Here is a 15863-nt window from a genome sequence, read left to right on the forward strand (position 1 = left end):
CGCACGCGGCGGCCGCCGTCCGGGCGCGGTCGCCCGCCGGCCGCGCCCGCGTGGCAGGCGCCAGTCCCCCGGCCGCCCGCGGATGCCTCCGACGTCTCTGGGCCCGCGTCCGCCGTGCTGAGCGGGCGTCGGCCCGGCGCGAGGGGCGCGCTCGACGCCGTGCCTTCGAAGAACGTCTGTCGTCGCATGATGCCTCCTGAAGCGGTGTGACGGTGCTCGGTCGTTGTGCGGGAGGTACGGTCGTGCGCGGCCGCGCATGCCGGGCGGAGGGCGCGGCCCCTCCCGGTTGAATGATCGTGAGAGGTCCGTCGCGGGCGTGGACGGCCGTGCCGACGCCGTGCGGACCTTCCGTGCCGGCCCTTCCGCGGTGTGCGGACCGGGCGAGCGCGGCGCTTCCCTCTTCATCATGCCCCGGCTTCGGCACGGTTCGGCGAACATGGCGCAAGGACGCCAATCTTCCGTAGCGACCCTGTATACGCGCTGGTCAGCGGCTTGCCCCAGGTCGGTGCACCCCGCCTGACACGGCGTCCGGGACCGGCGTTGTCAGTGGTCGCCCGTAAGTTCGTCCATGTCCCGCCGCGATGGTGCGGACACCCCCCTGTCGTAGAGGAGATGGTGCGATGTCTGCTGCCGAGAGGTCGAGCACAACACGGGTGATTCCGCCCGCGCGGCCGCGCAAGCTGGCCAAGGTCCCGTTCGTCGAGCTGGCCGACGGACGTCTGCAGGGCGTGGTGTCCAGCGGCTCCGACATCGAGCGGGTCTATGTCTCGTCGGTCGCGGCCGGCACCTACGCGTTCGCCTGCAGCACCAACAACAACCGGCCCTGCGGCGGAGCCAGGGGCTCGTTCTGCAATCACATCCGCGCTCTGATCAACGAGGCGGTGGTGCAGTACGGCGCCGAGCGGGTCGCCCGCGGTCTGAAAGTCGAGATCGCGGACGGGGAGCCCAGCGCGCAGACCATCACCGCCGGCATGAACGGTGCCAGGCCGCCGCAGGCGGACGCCACGGCCGCGGCTCCGGTCTTCAGCCGGTTCCTGCGCCATCTGACCTATCTGGAACTCGCCCCGGCCACCGCACCGGTGCCGGAGATGCAGTGGTTCCCGCCGACCCGGGCGGTGGCGTGATGCGCGCCGACCGATTGGCCGATCCCACCGACGGGCTCGACGAGGCCCTGACGGCCGTCGACGCCTTCGACCGGGCTCTGACCGACGGTCTGCTCCGTCCGCGACCCGACCAGGCCTCGGCGGTGACCGGGCTCGCCCACGCCGTCGCCGGATCGCCCCTGGCCGCCAGGGTCGCCGAGGCGGCCGAGAAGACGGCGGCGGGAGCCGCGGGCGAGGAGCATCTTGTCTCCCTGGCCGCCGCCCGCACCGCGCTCCTCGGCTCCGTCCACGACGCGCTGACGGCCCGCGTCGAGGAGGCGACCGGCCGGCCGCGCGGCGGGGAGAGCGTCCCCGAGCCCGGCGAGAGCCGGTCGGTGAACCTACTCACGGCGGCCCGCTCCTGGCTCGCCGACCTGGCTCGCCACGGGTGGCGCGGCATCGACCACGAGGTGGTCTCCGGTGCGGCTCCCATCGTCTCCGCGATGCTCACGGACCCGGCGCTGCGCCGCCCGGCGACGCTTCTCGACGGCTTCGCCGCCGAACTCGCCGCGTCCTGCCCCGGCTCGGCCCTGGAGCGGATCCCGGTGCGCCGGTGGGCCGATCTGTGGTCGCGGGCGATGGTGCTGACGCTGCCCGGCGCGGCGTCGGTGTCCCCGGTCGGCACGGCCACCGGCCGGCTGCTGCCCCTCGGCGTCGATCTGCACGAGCACCCGACGGCCGTACAGGCCCAGGTCCACGCGGTGTTCGAGCCCGCCGACGGCTCAGCGCCCCGTCTGGTGCGGGCCAGTGTGTCGGCGCCGAAGCCCGACACGGTCGTCGGAGCCGGCCTCTGGCAGCTGCTCCGCCCGCACATGTCGCTCCTGGCAGCCGTCGGCGAGGGCCGCGCGGCGGAGCTCTCCGGCATGCCGGTCACCGCCGAGGGCGATCTGATCTGGAGCGAGGAGCACGCCCGGCCGGGCAAGCCGGCCGACGCCTTCGCCACCGCCCGGGTCGCCCTGCCCGCCGCCACCGCCCCGGTGACCGCGCCGCTGGACCGGCATCCGGCGAGTATCGCCGTCCCTGTGTTCCTGGAGGGCTACGCCGTCCGGAAGGACGACGACGGGCTGACGTTCACCGTCGCCGGACACCCTCTCGCCGTCGACACCGACCGCGTCCCGGCCGCCGGACCGCTCACCCCCGAGGCCGTCGCCGCGTCCGGCGCCTGCATCGGACTGCTCCGCTGGGACGCGGGGGCCTTCAGCGTCCAGCCCCTGGCCGTCGAGACGACCGTACGGAAGAAGCCCGTCGCGATCCACGCCGGAGGCTGGGCCGGGGGCACGGCCGACAAGGCCGGGATCCGGGCCGAGAAGGCCGCCACCGACGCCGTGGCCGTGCTGCGCGAGCGCGCCGGAAGGCTGCTGCGGAAATGACCGAGCACACGACCGGGCCGTCGCCCGAGCACACGACCGGCGTCGACGCCGGGTGCGATCCCCACGAGAACCGCCGTCAGGTGCTGTACTGGCGGCTCCTCGCCCGCCTCTTCGACCACGAGGAGCAGGCCACGCTGGAGAACGCCGGCCTCGCCGTCGCCGAGGACATCGGTCTCCCGTCCGCGCTGCTGGACCCGCAGACCTCCGTCGACTCGATCGTGCAGCGCCGGCCGGAGCTGGCCGCCGAGTTCGACTCCCTGATGGCGCCCGCCCCCGACACCGCCGGGGCACGCGACCGGGAGGCCGAGGTACGGCGCGCGGCCCTGGTGTCGAAGGTGCTGCTCAATGTGTTCGCCTCCGGCTCCGGCACGGTCACCGCCGGACAGCTCGCGCGCTGGCAGTCCGACGCCGGCTGGCTGGAGCGCGCCCTCGGCTGCGCGCCCGGCGAACTGCGCGGCGGACGCGCGGGCGCGGGGGCCTCGGGGCCGGGCGCCGGACGCACCGGCACCGGGGGCCCGGGCGCCACGCCCGACCTCGACACGCTGATCCCGCGCATCGGACCGGAACTCGCCGGCATCGAGGCGGACCTCGTCAAGCGGATGCATCTGCGCGAGGTGCTGGCCGACCCCGCGCTCGCCGCCCGGCTGACCCCGAGCATGTCGCTCATCGAGCAGCTGCTGCGCGACAAGAACAACCTCTCGGGCGTGGCCCTGGCCAACGCAAAGGCGCTGATCCGGCGCTTCGTCGACGAGGTGGCCGAAGTGCTGCGCACCCAGGTCGAGAAGGCCACGGTGGGCGCCCTGGACCGCTCGATCCCGCCCAAGCGAGTGTTCCGGAACCTCGATCTCGACCGCACGATCTGGAAGAACCTCACCAACTGGAGCCCGGAGGAGGAGCGGCTGTACGTCGACCGCCTCTACTACCGGCACACGGCCCGCAAGACGACGCCCCAGCGGCTGATCGTCGTCGTGGACCAGTCGGGATCGATGGTCGACTCCATGGTGAACTGCACCATCCTGGCGTCGATCTTCGCCGGCCTGCCGAAGGTGGACGTCCACCTGATCGCGTACGACACCCAGGCCCTCGACCTCACCCCGTGGGTGCACGACCCCTTCGAGACCCTGCTGCGCACCAACCTCGGGGGCGGCACCGACGGCACGGTCGCCATGGCACTGGCCCAGCCGAAGATCGCCGAGCCGCGCAACACCGTCGTGGTGTGGATCTCCGACTTCTACGAATGGCAGACCGAGCCCCTCTTCGAGAGCATGGCCGCCATTCACCGCTCCGGGGCGAAGTTCATCCCGGTCGGCTCGGTGACCAGCTCCGGCCGCGGCAGCGTCAACCCGTGGTTCCGGGAGCGCTTCAAAGACCAGGGCACGCCGGTGCTCTCCGGCCACATACGCAAGCTCGTCCACGAACTCAAGACGTTCCTCGCCTAGAAGGAGACCCTCCCATGTCCGATCTGCTGCGCGCCCCCGCCGAAATCAAGTACGCCGAGGAACTCGACTGGCTGGAGTCGGTCGACGACGGCCCCAAGCCCTTCTCCTGGCGGCTGTCCCCGAAGATGGTCCGCCTGTTCGTCCTGGGCTCCGAGCGCTCCGACGGCCTGGACCGGGAGATCTCGCAGAAGTGGTTCGGCGACCGCAGTTTTGTCGAGCGGTCCATCGTCACGCTCGCCTCCGACCGGGGTCTGCTGCTCATCGGCGACCCGGGCACCGGCAAGAGCTGGCTGGCCGAGCTGCTGTCCGCGGCGATCTGCCGCAGCTCCACACTGGTCGTGCAGGGCACGGCGGGCACCACCGAGGACCACATCAAGTACTCCTGGAACGTGTCCATGGTCATCGCCAAGGGCCAGTCGCGGGAGTCGATGATCCCCTCGCCGATCATGACCGCGATGGAGACCGGCGCGATCGGCCGGTTCGAGGAGCTGACCCGCTCCACCAGCGACGTCCAGGACGCGCTGATCTCCATCCTGTCCGAGAAGTACATCTCGGTCCCGGAGCTGGACGACGACGCCATCGTCTTCGCCCGCCCCGGCTTCTCGATCATCGCCACCGCCAACAGCCGGGACCGGGGCGTCAACGACCTCTCCTCGGCGCTCAAGCGCCGTTTCAACTTCGTCCGCATCCCGGTGGTGACGAACAAGAAGAGCGAGGCGCAGATCGTCCGCTTCCGCACCGAGGAACTGCTCCGCCGCCACCAGCTCGAACTGGACGTGCCGCCGACACTCCTCGATGTGCTCCTGCAGAGCTTCGCCGACCTGCGCGCCTCGGCCGCGGCGGCCGGCAGCGACGACGAGAAGCTGGAGTCCGCGCTCTCCACCGCCGAGCAGATCGGCGTGCTGGAGGACGCGATCCTGCACAGCGACTTCTTCGGCGAGCGCACCCTCACCGCCCGCACCCTGGCCTCCTCCCTCGTCGGATCGCTCGCCCGGCGCGAGCCCGAGGACCTGGCCATACTCAACAAATACCTGCACGGTGTCGTCGAACCGCGCAGCAAGGACGAGGGCGGATCCTGGCCCGAGTTCCTGGAGGGCGGCCGCGACGCGATCGCCACCCTGTCATGAGCGCCACGCACGAGGGGACGTTCACGACGCTGCGCGCGCAGCTGCGGGAGGCCGCCGCCGCGTTCGCCGACGGGCCCGGGGCGCTGGAGGGCATCCTCCTCGGACTCGTCGACGACGTCGACCGCGCGGTGCGGGAGCCGCTGGAGATCTTCCCGGTCTGCCACCACTCCCCCGCCTCGGCGGTCGCGATGGCCCGCCGTCTGCGCGAGAAGCGGCCGAAGGTCGTCTATGTGGAGCTGTGCGAGGACATGGCCGCGCCGCTGGCCGAGCTGCGGAACTGCAGGCTCCCGGTGGCCCTCCAGGCCTTCGCGACCGAGACCGACGGCTTCCCGGCCGAGTGGTCCCCGCTGTCGGTGGTCGCGCCGATCACCGAGGCCTCCGCCGAGTACCAGGCGATCGCCTACGCACTGGACACCCCGGGCGTCGAACTCGTGCTCGTCGACCGCTCGTCGGACCATGTCTTCCAGTGGGACGCGCGCGGCAACCCCCGCGCGGATTCGGCCGATCCGGATCCGTCGGCCGGGGAGGACGCCGCGCTGCACGGCGACGCCGTCGGCGTGGACATCGGCGACCTGCGGCCCCGCTTCGCCGAACTGGAGGAGCACCTCCTTCGCCACGGAAAGGTGCGGCACTGGTCCGAGTGGTGGCACCAGTACGTCGAACTGCCCCTCGGCGACAGCGACCACGACACCTACCGCCAGGTCATGCTCCTGATCGGCAGCCTCTTCCGGCGTCTCGCCCCCGGCGACCCGCGCCGGGTGCGCGTGGACGAGGACCGCGAGCGCCACATGTGGACCAGGATGCGCGAGCACCTGGCCGCCACGGGCGCCGATCCCGCGGACTGTCTGTACGTCTGCGGCGCCTTCCACGCGGTCAGCCGGGTCGCCGAGTTCGGCGTCCACGGCGACGACGCCTTCACGATCGGCCCGCGCACCGCGACCCGGTGGCAGTACGGTCTCGTGCCGTCCAGCCACGCGGCGATCGAGGCGCAGTTCGGCCTCGCCGCCGGCTCGGTGTCGATCGCGGCGACGCTCTGGGCGAAGAACCTGCGGCGCACCCGTGTGGAGCCGTACCGCCTGGCGGGACAGGCGGGCGCGAAGAAGCCGAGGACGGCCAGGGCCGCCGTCGCGGCGGATCCCTCACCGGCGCTCGCGCCCTCCGACCGGCTGACCGGATTTCTGCGGCAGCCGCCCGTCCTGGACCGGCTCGACGAGGCGGAACTGCTCGGCTGGTCGGTGGAGATCGTGCGGGCCGCGCGGCGCAACGGCTATCTCGCCTCCACCGCGGACGCCATCGCCGTGTTCGAGACGTCGATCCTGCTGGCCGGGATGCGCGACCGGGCCAGACCCACGCCGTACGACTTCCAGGACGCGGCCGTCACCTGCATCGAGAAGGACACCGTGCCCGGCCGGCGCGATGTGCGCCGACTCGTGGAGATCATGATGGGCGGCGACCGGATCGGCCAGGTCGGCTACGACGCGCTGCCGCCGCTCGCCCGTGATGTGCACGACCGGCTCGCACCGCTGGGGCTGAAGCTCCAGCAGCGCGGAGTGCGGCGCGCGCTGCTGGACATCGCCGCCCAGCCGGATCTGGAGCGCTGCTCCGACGTGCTCTGGATGCTGCGGCATCTGATGCCGCGGGGCGCCGCGCGTCCGATCATGGGCGAGCGGAGACTGGGCGAGCGGCCGATCCAGGAGTCGTGGGATCTGGCGCTCGGCACCCATCAGCGGGCGCTCATCGAGCTGGGCTACGAGGGCGTCAGCATCGAGCAGGTCCTGGAGCAGCGGCTGCGCCGCAGGGCGTACGACCCGCTCGCCACCGCGGCGACCGTTCTGGAGACCGTCGAGGACTCGGCCCTCCTGCTGCGCAGCCGCCGCCTCGCCGACGAGCTGGGCACCCATGCCCTGGAGGTGCTGGCGGCCGAACGCGGCGTCGACGGCGCGCCGGAGGTGCTGCGCCGGGTGCGGCGGCTGCTCGCCCACTACCGCACGAGCGAGCCGGTGCTGCCGCCGTGGATCGAGTCCTTCGTCACGACCGGGTACGCGCACTACTGCACCCTGCTGCCGACGGCGTTCGTCGACGACGACGCCACCGTCCGCCAGGTGGCGGCGATGCTGGGCTTCCTCTTCAGCATGGAGAGCCTGGCGCTGTCCCTGGGCTGCGACCGGACCCAGTTGGAGCTGGCCCTCGCCCAGTGCCGCCCCGAGGACCCGTCGAAGACCGCGCTGCTGTGGGCGGCCCGGACACAGCTCGGGAGCCTCTCCCGCGCGGACCTCCGGGCGAAGTGCGACGCGCTGCTGGGCAACCCCCTGGCGGTACCGTCCTACCCGCGCTATCTCAGCGGCTTCGTGCACGCCCTGGAGCCCGTCCCGGGACTCACCGACTTCGTCGTGGAGGCCGTGTCGAACGCCTTCGCACGGCTACCGGACCCGGTGCTTCTGCCGTGGCTGCCGACGCTGATATCCACCCTGCGAGGTGACGGCGCGGAGACGGCCCCGCTGCTGATCCGCGAGGCCGGGCGGATCTTCCCCGGCCGGCTCGCGGCGCTGGACGAGTGGGTGCCTCCGTGGCGGGCGCTGCCGGAGGCGGAGCTCTCTCGTCCGGGGCGTCCCGGGGACGGCGGCGGAGGCAGCGCGCTGCTCGCCGCCCACCCCGGGACGTGCGACGCGGTGGCCCGTCTGCTGGGCTGCGACGGGGAATGGGCGGCGGCCGAGCCCGGCCCGCCGGGCGCGGTGCTGATCGGCCGCCACCCGGAGACGGCCGACGCGTTGGAGGCGCTGCTCACCGGGGTGTGACCGCGCCGCCGACGGTGGCCGCGCGTGCGGCCGGGCCGCCGTCAGCGGGGGCGTCCCGTCTCGGTGTCGGCGCTGGCGCCGGCGTCCAGACTCTGCGTCGGCGGCGGCCTCCAGCGCCGGTGTCTGTGCCGGTGTCGGCACCGGCCTAGGCATCGGCGGAGGGGCCCGAGTCGACGGTGCCGCCCCGATCGTGCGGTGACGCCCGGAGTACGACGGCTCTGCGGTAGGCGACGGCCGGGCGCACGACCAGGCGGCCGGTCAGGCGGCTCCGGCCGGGGCCGAGGCCGGGGTCGGGGCCGAGGCCGAGGCCGAGGCCGGGGCCGGGGCCGGGGCTTTACGGGCGAGCAGCTGAATCTCCTGGAACTGCCGCCGGGCGGTGGGCAGGGGTTCGCCGATCGTGCGGGCCGCCTCGGCGAGCCCGGCCTCGTCCAGCAGCGCGGCGAGATGATCGGGGCACCACCGATAGGCCGGCGCGACGGCGTGGTCGAAGACCTGCGTCGGGTACGACGGGCCCTCGCTCGCCCACAGTCCGATCAGCAGATGGCCGCCCGGCGCGAGCACACGGTGGAACTCGGCAAGGACGGCGGGGAGTTCCGCCGGCGGAGTGTGGAGGACGGACCAGCGTGAGAGCACGCCGCCCAGCACACCGTCGGGGATGTCCAGCGAGGCCATCGACCCCACGTCGAACCGCAGGTCCGGATAGGCCTGTCGAGCCAGCTCGATCATCGTGGGCGAGACGTCGACGCCGAAGGCGCCGAGTCCCAACTCGTTCAGATGGGCGGTGACATAGCCGGGCCCGCACCCAAGGTCCGCGACCTGTACGTTCCCGCCCGCCCGTACGGCCTCGGCGAAGGCGCCCAGGATCGCGCGCTCCAGGGGGCTGTCGCTCAGCGAGTCGCTGAAGAGCCGAGCGTAGGTGTGGGCAGCGGCGTCGTAGGCATCGCGGGTGGTGCTGAGGGCATCGTGTTCGACCATGCCCGCGACAGTAGTTCCTGACGCCGGGGCGGGCCGAGGTGGTCAGGGGATCACGGTCCCCCTCGGGGCCGTACGACGAATCGGTGGACCTGGGAGTCGCGGGCCTGGAAGCCCAGACGCTCGTACAGCCGGTTCGCGGACTGCCGGGCCGGGCGCGAGGTGAGATCGACGGTCCGCGCACCGGCCGCCTCGGCGAGGCGCGGCGCCCGAGCCGTCAGCGCCGCTCCGACGCCACGGCCCCGGGCCGCGTCGTCGACCACGACGTCCTCGATACGACCGCGCAGCCCCGTCGGCAGCGGAAACATGATCAGGGTCAGCATGCCGACCGCTCGGCCCTCGGCCCGGGCCAGCAGCAGGGTGTTGGCCTCGCTCCGCAGCAGCCGGTCCACCGATTCACGGTCCGGCGCGGGGGCGCTGCCGGACAGTTGGGGCAGCAGACGCGTGACCGCCTCGACCACCTCGTCGGTCGACTCGCGGACGACCTCCACCTCGACGCTCATGACCGTGACCCTACCGACGGATCGAGCACCGGTGATTCGCCTTCCCGGAACTCGGCTCCCGGGCCGGCGTCCGGCCGAGTGGTGTGACAGGCAGGGGGTGGCCGGACTCAGTGGTCGGGGGTGGTGCGGTGGTCGCGGAGGGCGGCGACGCGGCGGTAGAGGGCTACCGCCTCGGCGCGCCGGCCGAGCTGTTCCAGGCAGTGGGCCTCGTCGTTGCGGCTGACGAGGGTGTCGGGGTGGTCGGCGCCGAGCACGCGCTCGCGGGCGGCGGCGACGCGGCCGTAGACGGCCAGGGCCTCGTCCCAGAGGCCCAGACGGCCGAGGCCGACCGCGACTTCGCGGTGGCTGACCAGGGTGTCGGGGTGCTCGGGTCCGAGCACGCGCTCCCGTCGGGCCACGGTCTCACGGGCCTCGGCGAGCGCCTCCTCGCACCGGCCGAGCCGGCCGAGGCTCACCACGAGACCGTGGCGGGCCCGCAGGGTCTCGGGATCGTCCGGGCCCTGCGTCCGTGTGCTGTCGTCGACCAGCGCGCGGTACAGAACGAGGGCTTCGGCGCTGCGGCCGAGCCGGCCGAGGCTGATGCCGGCCTCGTAACGCGCGGCGAGGGTGTGGGGGTGGTCGGGGCCGAGCGCGCGGGCCCGGGCCGCCGCCACCTCGCGGTAGACGTCCAGCGCCTGGGTCCAGCGGCCGAGCCGGCCGAGCACGTCGGCCATCTCGTACCGGGTGACCAGGGTGTCGGGGTGCTCCGCGCCGAGCACCCGCGCCCGGGCCGCCGCGATGTCGCGCACCAGCCGGAAGGAGTCCTCCAGCCGGCCCAGCCTGCTGAGGTTGAAGGCGAGGTTGTGGCCGCAGCGCAGGGTGTCGGGGTGGTCGGCGCCCATGCTGCGCCGTCGGGCGGCGAGCACGGCGGTGTAGACCTCGTTGGCCTCCAGATGGCGGCCGAGCTGCCCGAGGACGTACGCCGTCTCCTGGCGGGCGGTGAGGGTGCCGGGGTGGTCGGGCCCCAGGGTCCGCCGTCGGCCGTCGGCGACTCTGCGCAGCTCCCGGAGGGCGTCGTCGGCCCGCCCGGTCCTGATGAGGGTGAAGGCGACCTCGTACCGGCTGTCGAGGGTGTGGGGGTGGTCGGGCCCCAGGGCGTGTTCCCGTTCGGCGGCGACCGCGCGGTGGACCTCGCCGGCCTCCTCCCAGCGGCCGAGGCGGCCCAGGCTCAGCCCGGCGTTGTGGCGGCCGGTGAGGGAGGCGAGGAGTTCGGGCGAGGGCACGGGCCGCCCGACGGTGGCCCGGGGGGCGCCCGGCGCCCGGCCGCGCGGATCGGCGAGGGTGGTCCACTCGCCGGTGAGGCCCGCCGTGTGGTCGGGGAGCACGGTCCGCAGCCCGGTGTCGACCGCCTTGTGCCCCGCCGTCATCCCCCGGCTCCACGGCGGCAGCCCGGCGCCGGGAGGACCGGCGGGCCCGGCGGGACCCGTGGGGCCGAAAGGCCCGGCCGAAGCGGCGGGGCCGGACGGTCCGTGGACCGAGGAGGGGGCGGCGAGGGGCGGCGGGACGGCGCGGCCCTGCCGGGCGATTCTGCGGCCCAGATCCTTGGCGTCGGCGGGCCGCCCCTCCGGGGTCTTGGCGAGCAGTTCGAGCACGAGCCGCTGGAAGTGGTCCGGGAGGTCGTCCCGGTGGGCGTGCAGCGGCGGCGGCGGGGTGTCGCGGTGCCCGACCAGGACGGCCCAGGCGTCCTCGTGGTCGAACGGCGGCACGCCGGTGGCGATCTCGTACAGCACGCACCCCAGCGAGTAGAGATCGCTGCGGTGGTCGACCGGCCCGCCGCCGATCTGCTCGGGCGACATGTAGTGCGGGGTGCCCATGGCGACGCCGACGCCGGTGAGCTGGGAGGAGGCTCCGATGCCCTCGCCGAGGCGGGCGATGCCGAAGTCGCAGATCTTCACCGCGCCGTCGGTGAGCCGCATGATGTTGGCGGGTTTCAGATCGCGGTGGACGATGCCTCGCTCGTGGGTGTACGCGAGGGCGTCGGCGACCTGTTCGGCGATGTCGACGACCTCGTGGACCGCGAGCGGACGGCCGCTGTTCTCTTCGAGGAGCTGGCTGAGGTTGTGGCCCTCCAGCAGCTCCATGACGAGATAGAGCACGCCCTCGTACTCGCCGAAGTCATGGACGACGGTGACGCCCCGGTGCTGGAGGGCGGCGGCGACGCGCGCCTCGCGGCGGAAACGCTCCCGCAGCACGGTGGTGAAGGTCGCGTCGCGCTCGGGCGCCATCGGCTTGAGGCATTTCACCGCGACATGCCGCCCCAGCGACTCGTCGACGGCCCGCCACACCTCGCCCATGCCGCCGCGTCCGATGACGTCGAGCAGCCGGTACCGGCCCTGGATCAGCCTGGTCTCCGCCATCGCGTGCTGTCAGCCCCCGTCGTTCCGCTCCGCCCTCCCGGCAGCTCCAGTATGGCCTTCTGGCTGCGCGGTTTGTACGGGGTGGGGCGTACGGCGCGGCCGAGCCGGGCCGTCGGTCCCCGGACGGGGGCCGCCCGGGCCCCGGCGACGGAGCCCGCCCGCCCGCGTGCGACGGCGCCGCCTTCACTCCGTGATAGCGGCCGGACGTCCAGGGCCACGACCACGACCACGGCGCTACCACTACGACTACGACTGGACGTCGGCGGGAACCCCGCGCCGGTGCAGCGCGTCCCTCAGCAGCCCCATCTCCGCCGGCGTCCCCGCCAGACCGTCGCGGACCAGCTCCGCCGCCAGCTCACGGGCCTGCGGCAACGACACCCCCGAAGCCTCCCGGAGGGCTCTGAGCACGGGGACGAGACCGGGCGCCGGACCGGTCGGCCGCAGTGTGACGGAGCCATGGGCCGCGAGCAGCGCCTGACGGACGTCGTCGGGTGCGGCCCCGGGGCCCGCGTGTTCACACAGACGGGTGCCACAGCTCTCGCAGGAGAACTCGGAGACCCACCACAGCTCGTCGTGGAGGACGAACTGGCTCACCTGCCTCGCCGCCGTACCGCCGCACTCGCAGCGTGCGGCGATCCTCGCCGTCCGGCCGTCGGTACGAGCCCGCTCCCGCGGCGGGAACACGGTACGGAGCCTCCGCGTCAGGACCGGGCGAGGACGCAGAACTCGCGGCCCTCCGGGTCGGTCAGACAGGTCCACGGCACATCGCCCTGGCCGACGTCGAGGTCGGCGGCCCCGAGCGCACGCAGCCGGGCCACCTCCGCCGCCTTGTCGTCGCCGGGCTCCGGCACCAGGTCGAGATGGACACGGTCCGGCACGGTCTTCACACCGGTGCGGCGGAATTCGAGATACGGGCCGACGTCCTTGGCGGAGCGCCACACCGCGTGCTCGTCGGTCACCTCGCGCAGGGTCCAGTCGATCGCCTCGTCCCAGAACCGGGCCATGGCCCGGGGATCCGCGCAGTCGACCACCACCCGGGCGATCGGCCCGGTGTCCCGGTAGACCTCCCGGGGCTCCAGCACACAGAATTCGTTGCCCTCCGGGTCGGCGAGGCATGTCCACGGCACATCGTCCGGGCCCGCGTGGACGGGCGTCGCGCCGAGCGTCCGGAGACGCGCGACCAGCTCCGCCTGATGGGCCGCGGAGTCGGTGGCGAGATCGAGGTGGACACGGTTTCTGGCCGTCGTCTTGGGTTCCGGTACGGCGATGACGTCGATGCAGACGGAATCCGGGTCCTGCCAGTCGAAGCCTGGGGGTTTCGCGGCGGTCGCGCCGGGTTCCGGGCTGGTCACACGCCAGCCGAGCGCCTCTCCCCAGAACCGGCCGATCGCCGTGTCGTCGACGGCCTTGATGTTCACCAGGACGGGGCGCAGTGTCATGCCCGCGATCCTATGCGGGAGGTCCGTGTCCGCGGCCGGGAATTACGGACGCGGATACGGACGCGGACGTGGATACCGACGCGGATACGGATACGGATACGGATACGGATACGGATACGGATACGAATGCCGAGGCCGTGCCGAGTCGGAGCCGGCCCCGGCCGGGCCGGCTCCCGCCCGTCAGCGCCGTACGCGGGGCATGCCGAGGCCGATCCACGAGATGATCTCGCGCTGGATCTCGTTGTTCCCGCCGCCGAAGGTGAAGATCACGGCGGATCGGTAGCCGCGCTCCAGTTCGCCGTGGAGGACGGCGGAGGCGGAGCCCTCCTTGAGCGGTCCGGCGGCTCCCACGATCTCCATCAGCCAGGCGTAGGCGTCGCGGCGGGCCTCGGAGCCGTACACCTTGACGGCGGAGGCGTCCTGGGGGGTGAGGGCGCCCTCCTGGAGGGCGCTGACCATCTGCCAGTTCATGAGCCTCATGGCGTCCAGCCGGGTGTGGGCGCGGGCGAGCCGGCCGCGTACCCAGCCGAGGTCGATGACGCGGCGGCCGTCGGAGAGCGCGGTGGCGGCGGCCCAGCGCCGGACGTCGTCCAGGGCGCGGACGGCCATGGTCCCGTGGGCGGCGAGGGTGACGCGTTCGTGGTTGAGCTGGTGGGTGATCAGCCGCCAGCCGCCGTTCTCGGGGCCGACCCGGCGGGAGGCGGGCACCCGGATGTTCTCGTAGTGACTGGCGGTGGTGTCGTGGGAGGCGAGGGTGTTGATGAGGGTGCAGGAGTAGCCCGGGTCGGCGGTCGGCACCAGGAGGATGGTGATGCCGCGGTGCGGGGGCGCGGCCGGGTCGGTGCGCACGGCGAGCCAGACCCAGTCGGCGGTGTCGCCGTTGGTGGTCCAGATCTTCTGCCCGTCGACGGTGTAGTGGCCGCTCTCCTCGTCGCCCTCGCGTACGGCGCGGGTCCGGAGCGCGGCCAGATCGGTGCCGGCGTCGGGCTCGCTGTAGCCGATGGCGAAGTCGATCTCGCCGCTGAGGATCCGGGGCAGGAAGTACGCCTTCTGCTCGTCGGTGCCGAACCGCATGATCGTGGGACCGACGGTGTTGAGGGCCATCAGCGGCAGCGGCACGCCGGCGCGGGCGGCCTCGTCGAAGAAGATGAACTGTTCGGCCGGGCCGAGCCCCTGACCGCCGTACTCGGTCGGCCAGCCGGCCCCGAGCCGGCCGTCGGCGCCCAGCCGGCGGACGGTGGCACGGTAGAAGCGCTTCCGCTCGGCGGGGTCGTGGTGGCGGGCGTCGCCCCCGGTCGGCATCAGCGCGGCGAAGTAGTCGCGCAGTTCGGCGCGGAGCCGCCGCTGGTCGGCTGTGTGGGCGAGATGCACGGGCCCTCCTGGGTCTCGCGGTCCGTCCCGGGCGCGGCGCACACGGTAGAACGCGTTGCAGGAATTCGGAAGGGGCGCGGGAAGTCGACTGTCTCGCCCCGGTGTTCGCGCGGTCGCGCCGCCCGCGTGCGCCCACCGCTCCCACCGCCCCCTCGACCGCGCTTCCGATGAGCGAGGATGGGCCGCAAGGATCACCGCCCGGAAAGGAACGTCCATGTCAGCGGATGCCTCCGACCCCGTACTGCGGCGCATCGAGGGCCGCGCCGCGTATCTCACGCTCAACCGGCCCCGGGCCCTCAACGCCCTCACCCACCCGATGGTCCGGGCGATCGACGCCGCGCTCATCGCCTGGGAGCGGGACGAGGGCGTGGCGACGGTGGTGGTCTCGGGGGCGGGCGAGCGGGGGCTGTGCGCGGGCGGCGACATCCGGGCCATCCACGCGGACGCGGTGGCGGGCGGCCGGGCGTCGCTGGACTTCTGGCGGGACGAGTACCGGCTCAACGCCCGCATCGCCGCCTTCCGCAAGCCGTATGTCGCCTTCATGGACGGCATCGTGATGGGCGGCGGCGTCGGCGTCTCGGCCCACGGGAGCGTACGGATCGTCACCGAGCGCTCGTCGGTGGCGATGCCGGAGACGGGCATCGGCTTCGTGCCCGACGTCGGCGGTACGCATCTGCTGGCGCGGGCCCCGGGCGAGCTGGGAACCCATCTGGCGCTCACCGGGCTGCCGGTGGGCGCGGCCGACGCCCTGCTCTGCGGGCTCGCCGACCATTTCGTACCGGCGGCCGAACTGCCCCGGCTGGCCGCCGCGCTCGCCGACGCGTCGCCCGCCGAGGCGCTGCGCGGCCGTACCGCGACGGCCCCGGAGGGTGAACTCGCCGGTCACCGGGCGTGGATCGACGTCTGCTACCGGGGCGATTCGGTGGAGCGGATCGTGGCCCGGCTGCTGGATCACGGCGACCCGGCGGCGAAGGAGGCGGCGCGGACGATTCTCACCAGGTCGCCCACCTCTCTCAAGGTCACCCTGGCCGCGCTGCGGCGGGCGCGGGCGCTCGGGGCGCTGGAGCCGGTGCTGGAGCAGGAGTACCGGGTCTCCGCCGCCGCCCTGCGCTCCCCCGATCTCGTCGAGGGCGTCCGCGCGCAGGTCATCGACAAGGACCGCCGGCCGCGCTGGTCGCCGGCGGAGCTGTCCGGGGTGACGGACGCGGCCGTGGAACGGTACTTCGCGCCGCTCCCGGACGGACGGGCCGGTCTGTTCACCGACCGGACGGACTGACGCCCGGACGAACGGATCGGTGGACGGGCCCGG

At 73.5% G+C, this 15863-nt stretch carries 12 protein-coding genes; 6 read left to right on the forward strand and 6 right to left on the reverse strand.

Going from position 1 to position 15863, the window contains the following annotated elements; genetic code table 11:
* Positions 1–620: 620 nt before the first annotated feature.
* The 5 genes from ACF089_RS21510 to ACF089_RS21530 are packed head-to-tail and all read left to right on the forward strand — an operon-like array spanning position 621 to position 7873.
* Positions 621–1124, forward strand: a complete 504-nt coding sequence (locus ACF089_RS21510; RefSeq protein WP_392028811.1) for a hypothetical protein — start codon at positions 621–623, stop codon at positions 1122–1124.
* Positions 1094–2512 (forward strand): hypothetical protein, encoded by a 1419-nt coding sequence (locus ACF089_RS21515; protein ID WP_392028813.1) that lies wholly within the window; start codon positions 1094–1096, stop codon positions 2510–2512. Before ACF089_RS21510 ends, ACF089_RS21515 begins: the two co-directional genes overlap by 31 nt.
* Positions 2509–3951, forward strand: a complete 1443-nt coding sequence (locus ACF089_RS21520; RefSeq protein ID WP_392028815.1) for a VWA domain-containing protein — start codon at positions 2509–2511, stop codon at positions 3949–3951. The genes ACF089_RS21515 and ACF089_RS21520 overlap by 4 nt, the downstream gene beginning before the upstream one ends.
* Positions 3952–3965: 14 nt before the next feature.
* On the forward strand, positions 3966–5078 hold the full coding sequence (locus tag ACF089_RS21525; RefSeq protein WP_392028817.1) for an AAA family ATPase: 1113 nt from the start codon (positions 3966–3968) through the stop codon (positions 5076–5078).
* A complete protein-coding gene (locus ACF089_RS21530) occupies positions 5075–7873 on the forward strand; it encodes a hypothetical protein (protein WP_392028819.1) in 2799 nt (932 codons plus the stop codon). The genes ACF089_RS21525 and ACF089_RS21530 overlap by 4 nt, the downstream gene beginning before the upstream one ends.
* A 258-nt stretch (positions 7874–8131) precedes the next feature.
* Here the strand turns inward: ACF089_RS21530 and ACF089_RS21535 are convergent, their stop codons facing one another.
* The 6 genes from ACF089_RS21535 to ACF089_RS21560 form a co-directional block, all read right to left on the reverse strand.
* On the reverse strand, positions 8132–8848 hold the full coding sequence (locus tag ACF089_RS21535; protein WP_392028821.1) for a class I SAM-dependent methyltransferase: 717 nt from the start codon (positions 8846–8848) through the stop codon (positions 8132–8134).
* 50 nt (positions 8849–8898) lie between these two features.
* Positions 8899–9348, reverse strand: a complete 450-nt coding sequence (locus ACF089_RS21540; RefSeq protein ID WP_392028822.1) for a GNAT family N-acetyltransferase — start codon at positions 9346–9348, stop codon at positions 8899–8901.
* A 107-nt stretch (positions 9349–9455) separates the two neighbouring features.
* Entirely contained in the window at positions 9456–11744 is a 2289-nt protein-coding gene (locus ACF089_RS21545) for a tetratricopeptide repeat protein (RefSeq protein WP_392028824.1), read from the reverse strand.
* Between the two features lie 246 nt (positions 11745–11990).
* Positions 11991–12338 carry a hypothetical protein gene (locus tag ACF089_RS21550; protein WP_392028826.1) on the reverse strand — a complete coding sequence of 116 codons (348 nt, stop codon included), beginning with the start codon at positions 12336–12338 and terminating at the stop codon, positions 11991–11993.
* A gap of 107 nt (positions 12339–12445) precedes the next feature.
* Positions 12446–13183, reverse strand: coding sequence for a VOC family protein (locus ACF089_RS21555; protein ID WP_392028828.1), 738 nt, complete (start codon positions 13181–13183; stop codon positions 12446–12448).
* Between the two features lie 180 nt (positions 13184–13363).
* Positions 13364–14554, reverse strand: coding sequence for an acyl-CoA dehydrogenase family protein (locus tag ACF089_RS21560; RefSeq protein WP_392028830.1), 1191 nt, complete (start codon positions 14552–14554; stop codon positions 13364–13366).
* 214 nt (positions 14555–14768) lie between these two features.
* Here ACF089_RS21560 and ACF089_RS21565 point away from each other — a divergent pair, with 214 nt between their 5' ends.
* A complete protein-coding gene (locus ACF089_RS21565; protein WP_392028832.1) occupies positions 14769–15830 on the forward strand; it encodes an enoyl-CoA hydratase/isomerase family protein in 1062 nt (353 codons plus the stop codon).
* The last annotated feature ends 33 nt before the right edge of the window (positions 15831–15863 follow it).

Source organism: Streptomyces sp. NPDC014894 (assembly GCF_043080985.1).
GTDB lineage: Bacteria > Actinomycetota > Actinomycetes > Streptomycetales > Streptomycetaceae > Streptomyces.

Excerpts from the sequence above, each read along its gene's own strand:
- ACF089_RS21510 (WP_392028811.1), top strand. The coding sequence starts at position 621 with ATGTCTGCTGCCGAGAGGTCGAGCACAACACGGGTGATTCCGCCCGCG.
- ACF089_RS21520 (WP_392028815.1), top strand. The coding sequence starts at position 2,509 with ATGACCGAGCACACGACCGGGCCGTCGCCCGAGCACACGACCGGCGTC.
- ACF089_RS21525 (WP_392028817.1), top strand. The coding sequence starts at position 3,966 with ATGTCCGATCTGCTGCGCGCCCCCGCCGAAATCAAGTACGCCGAGGAA.
- ACF089_RS21530 (WP_392028819.1), top strand. The coding sequence starts at position 5,075 with ATGAGCGCCACGCACGAGGGGACGTTCACGACGCTGCGCGCGCAGCTG.
- ACF089_RS21535 (WP_392028821.1), bottom strand. The coding sequence starts at position 8,848 with ATGGTCGAACACGATGCCCTCAGCACCACCCGCGATGCCTACGACGCC.
- ACF089_RS21540 (WP_392028822.1), bottom strand. The coding sequence starts at position 9,348 with ATGAGCGTCGAGGTGGAGGTCGTCCGCGAGTCGACCGACGAGGTGGTC.
- ACF089_RS21545 (WP_392028824.1), bottom strand. The coding sequence starts at position 11,744 with ATGGCGGAGACCAGGCTGATCCAGGGCCGGTACCGGCTGCTCGACGTC.
- ACF089_RS21555 (WP_392028828.1), bottom strand. The coding sequence starts at position 13,183 with ATGACACTGCGCCCCGTCCTGGTGAACATCAAGGCCGTCGACGACACG.
- ACF089_RS21565 (WP_392028832.1), top strand. The coding sequence starts at position 14,769 with ATGTCAGCGGATGCCTCCGACCCCGTACTGCGGCGCATCGAGGGCCGC.